The organism is Holdemania massiliensis (assembly GCF_022440805.1).
GTDB lineage: Bacteria > Bacillota_I > Bacilli_A > Erysipelotrichales > Erysipelotrichaceae > Holdemania > Holdemania massiliensis_A.
The window spans coordinates 1,180,457-1,194,123 of sequence record NZ_JAKNTK010000001.1 but is presented as its reverse complement, the minus strand read 5'-3'; the positions used below and the strand labels follow the sequence as shown (position 1 = coordinate 1,194,123).

Here is a 13,667-nt window from a genome sequence, read left to right as displayed (position 1 = left end):
TTACAAATCCCCAATTTTGGCATTATACGAACATAAAATAAGCAAACTTAAATTTTTCTTTAATCCTACAATGGTCATGTTTATTCTAACGAACAAATTCAGCAAAGTCAAATTCCGGAACAGAATCGATCTGAACTTCGGATCAATTCGCTGCCGATCCAGCCTGACGATGCCGATTCTGTGACTGAACAAGAAAGAGTCCGCTTTCAGCTGCAGCTGATCACGGACTCGCTTTGAATCTATTGTTTACTGAATGCGCCGCTGTTTCTGCGCTTACTGATGCTGCATACTTAAACCACAGAGCGAATCAACACAGATTTATCTTCGATAAACGACTTCCCCACCCACTAGGGTCATCATGACATGCGCTGAAGTCGAGACCACCGGATTCTGGTCAAAGAGGACAATATCGGCGTCTTTTCCTGGTTCCAACGATCCAATTCGATCCTCGCAGCCTAAAATTTTCGCCGCGTTGATCGTAATCATCCGCAGCACCCGCTCCGGCGGACAGCCAAACCGTACCGCTTCTCCAGCCTGAGCTAAAATCATCCATGGATTGCGGGCCGGCCCATCGGTCATGATCGCGCACAAAACACCTCGTTCATCCAAATCTTTCAGACAGCCGGTATCGACCAGGTGCAGTTCATTAGGACCCTTCTGAGCTCCGATCGGGCCGTAAATAATCGCCAACCGGTCTTTTTCCGCTTCAATCTCGTCCAGAAAATCACTGGAACCCAAGGCATGATCAATGGTAATACGGATATCAAACTCTTTTGCCAGCTCAATGCAGGTCAGAATGTCATGCTGATAAACATGAATTTTTAACGGAATCTGCTTATCTAAAACCAGCTCGCCATTTTCCAAGCCTTGATCCAACTTCGGCATTTTTGCCGGATCGCCCTGAGCTTCCGCTTTTTTCTTACGGTAATCCTGAACCTGATGGAAGTATTCACGAATCGTTTCCGCGATCGCCATCCGCGTCATCGGACTTTGGTTGCGCTTGCCGTAAACGCCTTTCGGATTGCCGCCGACCGCCGCTTTCAAAGCAAACGGCTGTCTGACACAGCGCTGCGCCAGACTGGAACCGGCGGATTTGATCACACAGCCCAGGCCGCAGATCACATTGGCACTGCCCGGAACAATTCCGCTGGCCGTAATTCCCGTTTCCAACGCCGCCGCAAACTGCGGCGACAGCGGATCCACGCCGTCGTAAGCATTCAATTGGGCAGTGACTGGATTGACGCTTTCATTCAAATCCTGGGCCCCGGTTTTAGTATCAAAGCCACCGATATGACTATGCGCATCCACCAGCCCCGGCAAAACCAGCAAGCCGGAAGCGTCGATGACTTCAGCCTGTTCCGCTGTTATATTTTCGGCAATTCGCACGATTTTTCCATCCTCAATCAGAACATCAGCCCGCAGTGTTCCCTGCGGTCCCATTGTCATAACCGTTCCGTTTTTAATCAGTTTCATTGTTGATAACCTCCCTGAACATAGACCACCTTGCCCTGCATGAAGACCTTTTCCACACGTCCCGCATAGGTTTCAATCGGATTATCGCTCCAGATGACAAAATCAGCGTCTTTTCCAGCTTCAATCGAGCCGATGCGATCAGCACAGCCCAGCATCTTCGCGGCCTGAAGCGTCAGCATGTTCAGTACATCTTCACTATTTCCGCAGGCCCGCATCATCCGCGCCGCCGTCCAGATCAGTCCTTCCTTGCCGTTAGGATTGTTGCCGATGGTCGCCATCGCGACCGGCAAACCTTGTTTATATAAGGCATACAACCCTTCCAGATCCGCTTTTTGCGAATAAGCGTTAAAGCCATAGGAAAGATTGCCCAGAATCACGCCCTGCGTCTTGTCCAGCAGATCCACATCCTCCGCATGAATATCATATCCCAGAGCCAGAATCGGCTTTAAGTCATAGTCTTCACATACCCGCAGAACTCCGCGCAGTTCAGCGGCATTGTTGGCAGCGATCACAAGCGGCATTGCTTTCGCCAGCACTTTTTTTAACGCCTTGGCTTTTTCATCCCGCTTGGTTTCCGGCTGACTTTCATCATAGGCCTGAGCCTGACGCAGCGCCTCTTTCAACAGGCTGAAGATGCCCATCTTTGTCATCGGCTGAACCTGCCGTGAACCATAAGCCTCCTTAACCTGATCGGTGACCGAGCCCTTCATCCCCACTTCATCCTTCACCAGCATCTTAAACGGATTGATGCCGGCGGTTCTGAAGACTGCCATCTGACCGCCCAGAATATTGGAATTACTCGGCGCCGCGGCTAAAGCTGTAATCCCGTAGGTATACGGTGCCTGTTCGCTGACACAGTCCCCATCATAAGCATACAAAGCCTTTAAATGTGGTGTAAGCGGATCGCTCTTTTCGTCGTTATCGCGAACTTCCCCGCGCCGGATCGCCATCCCCAGCTCACTCATCGCATCGATAAAGCCCGGCAGAATGACTTTCCCGGAAGCGTCGATAAAGCCTTCCGCTTTTTCCTTTAAACCCGTTCCGACCGCGACGATCTTTCCCTCGTCAATCAGGATGTCGCCCTGCTTCAGCACTTCACCGGTACCGGTATGAATCGTGCCGCCTGTAATACAAATCATCCAATCCCTCCTCAAGAATCATGTCTTTATTGTACGCCAGAGCATGTGGGAAAGGCAAGCCGCAGATTTTTTGAGAAAGTTTATTTTCAAAGCGGCTGTCAGCTTTCATCCTATGCTGATCTGCCGGAAGAAAAAGGCTTACTCCAGAAAATCAAGGTCTACTGAAATGGGAAGCAGATCACTGTCAAGCTGCCGCAGATCCGCAAACGCGATGCGGGTGCCATCTGTAAAAATGATATGTTTTTGGTACGAATCAAGCTTTTTCAGCCGCCCCTTTTTCGTCATATATACGCCGCCGGCCTTTTTTTCATCCTTCACAAAATAAAGAACTTCAATCAGAGGCTGCCGCTGAATTTGCGTGAGGAGGTATTGCAGCTGTTTGTCCAGAAAACGTTTCTCATCTTCCCCCAGCACAATCTTTTCCTCCGTTAACCGCGCGGCTTCTTCAATTTCCTCTTCGTATCCAGTCAAGGCCGCAAACGGATTAAACTGTGCTGCCCGATCCATCCGCGCCATGGGAGGATGGATTTTGGAAACCGGATGGGGAAGCTCAATCAGGTCTTCATAGGGAAAATAAACGGGATCCTGCGCTTTCATGAAGTTTCCTCCTTATGCTTTATGCCCGCCGATCTGCTGGTTGCGCTTGATCGTCGTCGCACCTTCGACAAGATTAGTTCCTTTCAGCACAGCATTCTTGCCATATTTCCGTTTGATCTCTAAAATTGCCTGCTGCACCTGCTTTTCTTTTTCCAGCTCCTGACTTTCCTGACGGCGCTGGCGCAGAATCGCTTCCGTATCGCTGAACAAATCAAACTGCTCAACAAATTCAACGCCGTTCAGCTCACTTTCCTGACGCAGATGATTGGCCGTGACGCCGATCCGGCGGATCAGCAGGGAATCGTCCACAATCCGGTCAAACAGCGCAAGCATCGCATCCACAATTATTTTGCCGGAGGCACAGGGACGGGACAGATGCGTCATTCCATGGGCTGACTTGGGCACTTCCCGACCGATCCGATCTTTCTTGACCGGCCCGTGATAATGCTGCCGGCGCTCGGGGTCACGTAAATTCACAACGTCATAGCCCACATAGAGTCCGACCTGATCCGTGACCACTCCCTTATCCACTAAATCCAAGGCCAACAGATCCGTCATCTCCCGCACGATCAGCCGGGCTTTTTCCGCCGGATAAGGACAAGGCAGCACCTGTCCGCTGCCCAGACTGCGGGAACTCGGTTTATAGGCTTTGATATCGGCGATCGTACATGGCTCCCAACCCCAAGCATGATCAATCAGCAGCTCGGCATTGACGCCAAACAGCTGATACAACAAAGTTTCACTGCGGAATTGATTGGGATCTGCTAGCGAACAGCGAGCAATATCTCCCATTGTCATCAACCCGTGGGCTTCCAGTTTTTTCGCATATCCCCGCCCAACCCGCCAGAAATCAGTCAATGGACGGTGGGTCCAGCATTGCCGGCGGTAGCTCATCTCGTCAAGCTCCGCAATGCGCGTTCCGTCCTGATCGGCTTCAACATGCTTGGCAACGATATCCATCGCCACCTTGGCCAGATACAGATTCGTGCCGATCCCCACCGTTGCGGTAATACCCGTTGTCCGCAGCACATCCAAAACGATCTTTTTCGCCAGTTCCCGGCCGCTCAGACCTAACGGCTTCAAATAAGCGCTGACATCCATAAACACCTCGTCAATGGAATAAACATGAATATCCTGAGGTGAAACATAATTTAAATAGAGCTGATAAATCTGCCGGCTGACTTCCATATACCGCGCCATCCGCGGTGAGGCGGCAATATAGGAAACTGCCAGCTGAGGCGAACGATTCAGTGTTTCCGCATCCCAAGAGGAATCGACCAGCTTTCCTTTCGGTGCCTGAAGACGCCGCTGATTGTTGACCGCTGCGACTTTCTGATTGACCTCGAATAAGCGCGGACGACCAACCAGACCGAGTTTTTTCATGGAAGGAGAGATTGCCAGGCAAATTGTTTTTTCCGTTCGGCTTTCATCGGCGACAGCCAGATGCGTCGTCAGCGGATCCAGTCCTCGATCAGCACATTCCACTGACGCGTAGAACGATTTCAGATCAATCGCAAGAATCACACGATCCTGCATTTCCATCTTCGCGCCTCCTTTTCTTTCTTGCTTGGCTTTCTTCATTGCTGATGTTTTAGTTTAAGTTCATTATACTTGAGAATTGAATTATTTTCAAGTTACACTGCAATTTATTCAGTTCCTCCTTTTTAGTCTTCACTTTCTCTGCCGAGAAATACAAAAAAACGTCCGCAAAGGACGTTTATGAATGCAATATCAGGGCAGCGGAAAGCAGCTTGACCAAAGACAGATAGCGGCGCCGGCTGAACGTTTCATTCAGCGAACAAAACTTATCCGCCAGACACACAACAACGCTCTCCCGATAACGCGGAGGAATCGGAACCAGCGGAAACATGTGCCGGGCAATAATGTTGCGTTCCACAAGGTTCAGATCGAAATCCTGTGCCGCATTGCGCAGCGCTGTACTAGGATGCGTAAAGCCATGCAGTCCATATTCTTTGTGCGGCTGATGCCAGTCATAAAGAAAATAGTCGTGCAGCAGGGCGCCCCGCACCAGACTGCTTTGATCGCAGTTCAGCTTCCATTTCTGATCCAACATCAGGCTGTAATAAGCCACGGCAATCGCGTGATCCAGTGTCGTCGTATCGCCATGCTGAATATAGCCGCGCATTGACTGAACCTTTTCCCGCTTCAATGTCGCCTGCGCATATTCTTTTAACAGCGCTATCAGCTCAATTTGCTTTTCCTCAGTTTTCAATCCTGTTTCACCCATTCTTTTCGTCCTTATTATAATCAAGGACACCGGAAAAGCAAGCGTTTCTCCCACTTTAAAATTTTCCAGGCCGACGATTTAGTGTATGACAGCTTCGATTTGCTTATTCCGGAAGCAGAAAGCCGGACAGCGGAAAGCTCAGTGTGATCGCCGTGCCCTGCCCGGGCTGTGACTGAGCCTGAATGCCGATGTTCATCTTATCGCACAGCTGTTTGACCAGATATAACCCCATCCCCGTAGACTTGGCTACCTGCCGGCCGTTATCTCCGGTAAAGCCCTTATCAAAGATTCGCGGCAGATCCCGGGCGCTGATCCCGCAGCCGTTGTCTTCAATCGTCAGGATCACCTGATTTTCAAAGGCTTCCGCCTGAAACCGCAGAACTGGTTTTTCAGAATTCCGATATTTAACCGCATTGGTGACAATCTGACCAAGGATGAAATCAATCCACTTCACATCGGTATAGACAATATGCTCCAGGTTTTCCCGCTGAATCGAAAACTGACGGGAAATCAGGGTCTTCGCATGATTTTTGATCGTCTGATTGACAATCTGATCGAGCGAACAGCGCCGGATCACATAATCCTTTTCCACGACGGCTGAGCGGGTATAAAATAACGCCTGTTCGACATACTGATCAATCCGGTCGATTTCCTCTTCCAGCGAGCGCGTCACCGGATCCGAATGATTTTCGATGATCAGCTTTGAGGAAGCGATCGGTGTTTTGACTTCATGCACCCAGGTTTCAATATATCGGCTGTAATCCTCATTGCGCCGGCGGTATTCCGCGATGGTGTCGTTCATCGACTTGCTGACGGAACGAAACAGCTGCGTCAGCTTCTGACCTTCGACGAAGTTGGGTGATTCTATGATTTCAGAGAGATAGTATTTTTCTTCAAGCTGATCCAACAGCTGAAACATCTGGTCAAAAAACATCTTCTTGCGATAAAATTCAACCCCCAGCGTCACACCGGTCAGCGTCAGATACAGAAAAGCCAAAAATCCCAAGGCAAAGCCGCTGACTCTTAACAGCCGCAGCATGACACCCGCAAAAAGCATAAAGATCAGCTGACAAAGCAGGAACATCCAGCGGTCTTGAAGAAATTCTTTCAGCGTCATATCCGATACCCCAAACCGCGCTTGGTTGACAGATAGTCAGGACTGACCCCAATGCTTTCCAGCTTGCGCCGCAGACGGTTGATATTGACGGTCAGCGTGTTGTCATCCACAAATTCTTCTGACTGCCACAGATCGGTCATGATCTCGTCGCGGCTGACAATCGTTCCCTGTTTGCGCATCAGCAGCCACAGAATCCGGATTTCATTTTTTGTCAGCTCGACGCTTTGATGCTCATGCATCACACAGCCCTTGCTGAGATCCAGCGTCACCCCGTTGACTTCCAATAGACGGCCCTGATCCTGCGGATAAGCGCGCTTTAAGACAGCTTGAATGTGCGCCAGCAGAATCTGCACATTATAGGGTTTGGTGATGAAGTCATCCGCCCCCAGGCTCATGCTCATCAGTTCATCGAGATCGCTGCTGCGGCTGGTAACCATCAGAACCGGAATCGAAGACTGCTGGCGGATGGAACGGCAGATCATATATCCATCCATTTCCGGCAGATTGATATCCAGCAGAACCAAATGCGGCTGGATTTGCAGAATCTGGTGATCGACTTCATGAAAATCATCCAACACCATAGCCTCATAGCCATACCGATTCAACAAGTTCTGCAGCTCGACCCGAATCTTTTCCTCATCCTCGACAATTAGAATTTTAAACATACCGGACCCTCCTCCGTTAGTTTTATTATACACCACGCTGAATTCCTGTTGCCATGGCTTTTCATCCATCTAACAAAACTGTTAGGTTATCCCATTCTATTCCATTTTTCCATATCCGGAAATCCTGTCTGAATCCGCAGCCCGCCAGCTTACACACAAAATAAAAAGCCCTCTGCCGAAGACTTTATTTAACCACATAGAACTGTGGACTGATTGAAAATGGTGCACCGAACGGGACTTGAACCCGTACGAATAAATCACACGCCCCTCAAACGTGCGCGTCTGCCTATTCCGCCACCGGTGCATTGCTTAACTATTATAGCAAAGATCTTTTCAAAAAGAAAGAATTTTTATTGGCAACTGAATCCCTTTCTGCTTGCGAAAACAACCCGATGGGGAAGATGAAAAACGCGGCCGGTTTCAGCCGCGATGAAATGTTTATTCTCTGAAACGCTTCCCTGATCGTTCAATCCACCTAGGGTAATCAAAAAACTAACGCAAATTTCCAGACGCCTTTTTCCGAATCAAGGCATCCAAGGTCCTCATCAACAGATCTGGATCAATCGGCTTGGCCAGATGCGCGTTCATGCCGGCCGCCAAACTTTTGGCAATATCATCATCAAAAGCATTGGCCGTCATCGCAATGATCGGAATCTCTGCCGCATCAAAACGCGGTGACTGACGGATTTGCGCAGCAGCGGTTAAACCATCCATCACCGGCATGCGGATGTCCATCAAAACTGCGGCATAATCATTTTCGGCAGAGGCACGATAAAGCTGCAGCGCCTGTTCGCCGTTTTCTGCTGTATCTACGGTAAACCCTTTATCCTGCAGAAGCATGACCGCCACCTCGGTATTGATGAGATTGTCTTCGGCCAATAACAGCCGCAGCCCGGTAAAGTCCAGCTGCTCTAAATCCTGCTCAGACGCTTCTGTTTCCAACTGCAGCGCTGTCTGGCAATCTTGTTGGACAGTTTGCGAAGTCATGCCTAAGCGGACCTCGACGACAAACTGCGTTCCCTGCCCTTTCTCAGACTGAACGCTGATATGACCATCCATCAGATCCACAATACTTTTGGAAATTGCCAGCCCTAAGCCGCTGCCGCCATACGCTGCGGTCGTTCCGGTAGATTCTTGGGAAAATGGCTCAAACAAATGCGGCAAAAACTCCGACTTGATTCCGACTCCAGTATCCGAGATGACAAACTGAACCACGGCATTATCTTTTTTCTGCTGAACCTGACGGGCCGTCATGACCACTTGTCCGCCCGGCGGTGTAAACTTGACAGCGTTGCTTAAAATATTCACCAGAACCTGCTGGAGCTTCATCGAATCTCCCATGTATTCCATATGAAGTGAAGGTTCGACAATACATTGATAGGTTACCCCCTTCGCCGCGGCCTGCCCTGCGCCTAGGGTACTGACACTGTTGATCAGTTTCTGGGTCTGAAGAATACCATTGCTTAAAAGCAGCTTTCCGCTTTCAATTCGGCTCATATCCAGGATATCATTGATTAATCCCAGCAGGAATTTTGAAGACAGCTGAATTTTTTCGATGCTTTCCTTCATTCTGGCTGGATCGTGCATGGATTGAGCAGCGACTGCACTCATGCCCAAAATGGCATTCATCGGGGTGCGGATCTCATGCGACATCCGCGAAAGGAAATCGGTTTTGGCCGCATTGGCCTGCTGAGCGGCATTGAGGGCAGCCGCCAGCTCCGCTTTCTGCATTTGTTCCTGACGTACGACCTCGGTCACATCACTGCGTGTTACGCATAAACGGTTCAAGCGCCGATCAAGATAAAAGACTTTGTAAAGCTTGACCCGTGTCTGGCCCTGATCATCCAACATTTCAATTGAAAAGGTATACGACTCCTGATTCGCCAGCTGGCTTTTCATTGTTTCCAGGTTCAGCTGACGATGATACTCCGCCGCAAACTCCGGTTTTACATAATCCTGTGCCAGCTGTTCAATGGCCTGCGGCAGCTGCTTCCCAATCGGAATGATCGGTTCATTGGATGCGTGAATCTTCAATGTCTGCGATGCGGCATCGATTTCCGCAATAATATCGTAATTCAGACTGACGATCTGATCCAGCAGCTGTTCCTGCAGCTTCTTCTCTGTAATATCCAAAGTGTAAAAGAAAACGATCAGTTCCGAGGTTTCCGGATTCATGCAGGAATGAAATGTCGTATGACTCCAAAACGCCCCGTCGCGCGTGCTGCGCAGAAATTCAAAATGATATTCTGTTTTGCCGACGGTGTAATCAGTAAGCACCTGACTTCGCTGCATCTGTTCGGCAATGTGCTGACCGATCTCTGTCTCCATTGCTGAACGGGCAAACTGATCAATCACTTGATCATAGCTGTCGCCAACCTGGGCAACCGCGAAATTGGCTGTCGTCAGATAGCTTTCCAAAACATTCTGTGTCAGATTCAGCCGGCCCTGGCCGCTTTGATTGCCGCTGGCGGCTTCTACGAAATATCGAAGTTCCCTTTCATAGAGTTCCTTTTCCCGGCGCCGCTGTTGTTTCTCTTCAGTAATATCGATGAACACGCAGTCAAAATACGGCTGATTGTTCTCAACAAACAGCTGAGCTTTCACGGAAACCCATTTGACTTTACCGTGTTTCGTCCGCAGCCGATTTTCAATGTGAATCGCTTCCCCCGGCTTTATCTGTTCATGCAGCCGCTGAGTGACCTCCGGCAGATCCTCAGGTTCCATGATCGCGGCCAGCTTGTTGCCCAGAGCGGCAAACTCAGTGCGGGTATACCCGATAAAATCAAACAAACCATCATTCGCGCTGACAACACTCAGCGCAGAGTCATAACGGCAGCGGAAGACAGCACCGGGAATGTTGTTGTAAAGCCGCATCACTTCTTCCTGTGCCCGAACCTGAGCTGTGATATCGTAGCACACTGAGGAGATGGCCGGACAGCCATTCTCAGCCAGAATCCGGCGGCCTAAATCATGGACCCAGATGTACGTACCGTCCTGACGCTTCATCCGATATTCCACCGTGTATTCATGCCCCTTTTCCAACTGGACGCCCACTTCTTTATCGACCCGCGTTCGATCATCCGGATGCATGCAGTTGATGATCTTTCCTTGAATATCCGCAACAAATTCTGCTTCATCCTTATATCCCAGATAATCCAGCATCTGCCGATTGATGTAATAAAACGGGAAATCCTCTGCCAGATATCCGCCCATCATTCCGCCCGGCAGCGTTTCATTCAACAATTCTTCCCGCTGACGATGCAGCCGTTCTGTCACCAGCGACTGAGGATAAGACCGCTGTCCTTTCTGACTGCGGCCAGGCTCGGCAAAATGCAGGCTCTGAATCTTCCATTGTTCCTCCTGGCAGCACAAGATAAAAAACCCCCGCAGATGCCCGGCACATTGGGAGTTTTGAAGAATGATCTCAGTAAAAACCGTACCTAAAGCCGGCTGCAGAAGACGGCAGTTTATCGAAGGAAACGTCACAGAAAAAGATGTATTTAATGCCCGAATATCCGCTGTTAAATAAGCCCGCATGGCTTCCAGACCGCAGGCCGCCTCCTGTTGGGCTGTTCCAATATATTGAATATCTGAGCAGAGATATTCAAGTGTTTTTTCCACATTCCGCGCTTCAAACCAGGCTTTGCAGAACTGTTCAACTACATTTTGACATGTTTGTTCCCGATCCCCCATAGATTGGCTTCCTCCCATAAACAACAGCGATTCTGACATCCGCTTTTCGCCCATTTCAGCGCGCTGTCAGCCCGAACCAGCATTTCATCCAGCGTTTCGCTCAAATCCCACATCGCAATCCCAGCGGATACCGTCAGCGGAACATCCTGGTTCCACTTTACTTCGGTGAAGGCCTGACTCAAATCCCGTCCCTTTTTTAAAACGGCTTCCTTGTATGCCGCCTTTTTCATAATCACGATGAACTCATCCTGACCCAAGCGGGCGGCAATATCGCTTTGACGGAAATGGGAACGCAGCAGACGGCTGAACTGGCAAATTCGCTGATCCCCTTGATCCCGACCGAGCTGATTATTCACCTTTTTCAGATTATCCAGATCAAACAGAAACAGGGCCAACGGTGCGTCATCCTGACGCAGCGACTGACAAACTGCATACAATCCCCGCCGGTTTAACAGACCTGTTAAATCATCCCGATTGGCTTCCTCTCTTAACAGCTGTTCCTGCCGCCGCAGAACATTTAAACTCTGGGTCCGCTGCACGCGTTTCCACAAGCTCATCGGTGTATGCGGCTTCCCTGCAAAATCATCCGCACCGATATTCAAGGCTGTTTCTTCCAGCTGCTCGTCCCAACAGCCGGTTGCAATGATCGGAACATCCCGCACCTCAATCCGATGCTGCAGCTTTTGCAGCACTTCAATTCCGGCAGGCTCCTTTAAATCCAGACTTAAAATAATCAGCCGAATCTGACTGGCATATGTATCCAGACAAGTTAAAACACTTTGACCGTCGCTGACACACTGAACCTGATACTGCTGGCTCAGGATGCCGCGCATCGCCTGACAATAGCGAACATCCCCATCCGCTAACAAAAGCATCGGTTTTTGCTGATCAGCAATCCTTGCCGAGTCATCCTGAACGGTCTTTCCGGTTTGTTTCTGGTGCTGAAGCAGCAGCTTTTCAAATTCATCGCAAGGCATGGGACGGGCAAAATAATAACCCTGCACATAATCACAGCCGGTTTCCCGCAGCCGTTCCAGCTGCTCCCGGGTTTCCACGCCCTCAGCGATCACGCTCAGGTTCATCCACCGCGCCAAACTCATGATAAAGCGCAGAATTCCCTGATTGGTCGGCTTTGCCGTCTCATTCTGAATAAATTTCATATCCAGCTTCAAAATATCGAGCGGCAGCTGATTCAGCATGTTCAGCGAGGAATATCCGCTGCCAAAATCATCCATTTCGATCACAAAACCCAGCGTCCTCAGCTGCTGCACCGTTGCGATGATCTGTCCGGGATTTTCCGTATAGGCACTTTCTGTGATTTCCAGATGCAAACGGGAAGGCTGCAGCTCATATTTCGTCAGCGTCCGCGTTAAAAATTCGATCAGATCGCTGTTGTAGATATCGGCTCGGGACACATTGACAGAGACGGAAATCTGCGGATAACCCGCCTCATCCCAACGCCGCAGCGTCGCGCAGGTCTGATCCCAGACATACTGATCCAGCTTCGTAATAAACCCATTTCGTTCAAACAGCGGAATGAATTCAGCCGGGGACTGAAATCCCCATTTCGGATGGTTCCAGCGAACCAGCGCTTCCGCACCGACCAGCTGATCATCCTTGATCTGAAACTTTGGCTGCAGATAAATGACAAACTGCTTTTCTTCCAGAGCCGCTTCCATACTGTCGGTAATCGTCTGTTCCCGCAACAGCTTGTTGCGCAGCGTATCATCATAAGCCGCAACATAGATATTATACTGGCCCTTGATCCGGCGCACGGCAAGCAAGGCCCGATCGCACATCTGTTCCACCGAGACCTGCTTATCGCGGATTACATAAACGCCCCATTTCACAACGACGTTCTGCATGTTTGCCAGCGTGTTGATTTCCGAATTGGCATGAATAAAATAGTCCTGCGAATACGCCGGCGGACGGCGAATGAGACAGGCAAACTGATCCGCGCTCAGCCTTCCGCAGATGCCGTATTCCGCGATTTTCTCCTGGATCATTTCAGCGACACTGACCAGCAGCTGATCGCCGGCAGGCACGCCTAAAATATCATTGATCAGTTTAAAATTCTCAATATTGGAACAAAGCATGTCATATTCCTGTTCGGGATGAGCCTGCAGTTCTTCCCGCACCCGGCGGTAAAAGAACTCCTTGCTGTAAAGACCGGTCAGCCGATCATAGCGGAACTGATTGACCATTGCGGCGTTTTCCCGCAGACTGATGATGCTGGCAACACGGTGCAGAATAATCTGAGGCCGATACGGCTTGGCCACAAAATCCGTTGCCCCATGCGACAACGCGGCAACTTCATCCGCTTCATTATCATTCTGAGTGGCAACAATTACCGGAATCGAGGAGATGGAAGGATCGTTTTTCAAAATCGACAAAAAAGTGTAGCCATCCATCACTGGCATCACGATATCTAATAAAATCAATGAAATGTTATCTTTCTGATCATTCAGTACTTTCAGCGCTTCCAAACCATTTTCCGCTTCCAGCACTTTATACTCCGGCTCTAAAATTGCGCAAAGCATGGCTCGGTTAATTTCATTATCTTCCACAACTAAGATTATTTTCTGTGAAACCATTATTGTTACCTCGCTTCATCCGTTAATCTTGGACTGTCGCCAGAAACCGAAATCCATTGTAATTTTTAGATTTCCAAGTCAGTTGTCTGAAATCACTAAAAGATTTTCTGCGTACTCTGATCTTTCGTTGCTTTAATTCTA

9 protein-coding genes and 1 tRNA gene are annotated in these 13,667 nt (G+C 49.5%); all 10 read right to left on the bottom strand.

Features of this window, described 5'->3' with window-relative positions; all coding sequences use genetic code 11:
* Positions 1-318 precede the first annotated feature (318 nt).
* Entirely contained in the window at positions 319-1,473 is a 1,155-nt protein-coding gene (locus tag MCG46_RS05465) for an amidohydrolase family protein (RefSeq protein WP_240278355.1), read from the bottom strand.
* The gene (locus tag MCG46_RS05460; RefSeq protein WP_240278354.1) at positions 1,470-2,612 is read right to left on the bottom strand and encodes an amidohydrolase family protein; all 1,143 of its coding nucleotides are present in this window, start codon (positions 2,610-2,612) and stop codon (positions 1,470-1,472) included. Before MCG46_RS05460 ends, MCG46_RS05465 begins: the two co-directional genes overlap by 4 nt.
* Positions 2,613-2,750: 138 nt before the next feature.
* A complete protein-coding gene (locus tag MCG46_RS05455; RefSeq protein WP_240278352.1) occupies positions 2,751-3,209 on the bottom strand; it encodes a hypothetical protein in 459 nt (152 codons plus the stop codon).
* Between the two features lie 12 nt (positions 3,210-3,221).
* Complete coding sequence (locus MCG46_RS05450; RefSeq protein ID WP_240278350.1) at positions 3,222-4,751, bottom strand: DNA methylase; 1,530 nt, start codon at positions 4,749-4,751, stop codon at positions 3,222-3,224.
* 175 nt (positions 4,752-4,926) lie between these two features.
* The gene (locus MCG46_RS05445) at positions 4,927-5,457 is read right to left on the bottom strand and encodes an HD domain-containing protein (protein ID WP_240278348.1); all 531 of its coding nucleotides are present in this window, start codon (positions 5,455-5,457) and stop codon (positions 4,927-4,929) included.
* Between the two features lie 103 nt (positions 5,458-5,560).
* Complete coding sequence (locus tag MCG46_RS05440) at positions 5,561-6,574, bottom strand: sensor histidine kinase (RefSeq protein ID WP_154237600.1); 1,014 nt, start codon at positions 6,572-6,574, stop codon at positions 5,561-5,563.
* Positions 6,571-7,239 (bottom strand): response regulator transcription factor, encoded by a 669-nt coding sequence (locus tag MCG46_RS05435; RefSeq protein WP_020224656.1) that lies wholly within the window; start codon positions 7,237-7,239, stop codon positions 6,571-6,573. The genes MCG46_RS05440 and MCG46_RS05435 overlap by 4 nt, the downstream gene beginning before the upstream one ends.
* A 220-nt stretch (positions 7,240-7,459) precedes the next feature.
* Positions 7,460-7,543: transfer RNA gene (locus MCG46_RS05430), tRNA-Leu, on the bottom strand.
* 188 nt (positions 7,544-7,731) lie between these two features.
* Positions 7,732-10,932 carry a PAS domain-containing protein gene (locus MCG46_RS05425; protein ID WP_240278346.1) on the bottom strand — a complete coding sequence of 1,067 codons (3,201 nt, stop codon included), beginning with the start codon at positions 10,930-10,932 and terminating at the stop codon, positions 7,732-7,734.
* Positions 10,899-13,526, bottom strand: a complete 2,628-nt coding sequence (locus tag MCG46_RS05420; RefSeq protein WP_240278344.1) for an EAL domain-containing protein — start codon at positions 13,524-13,526, stop codon at positions 10,899-10,901. Before MCG46_RS05420 ends, MCG46_RS05425 begins: the two co-directional genes overlap by 34 nt.
* Positions 13,527-13,667: the final 141 nt, after the last annotated feature.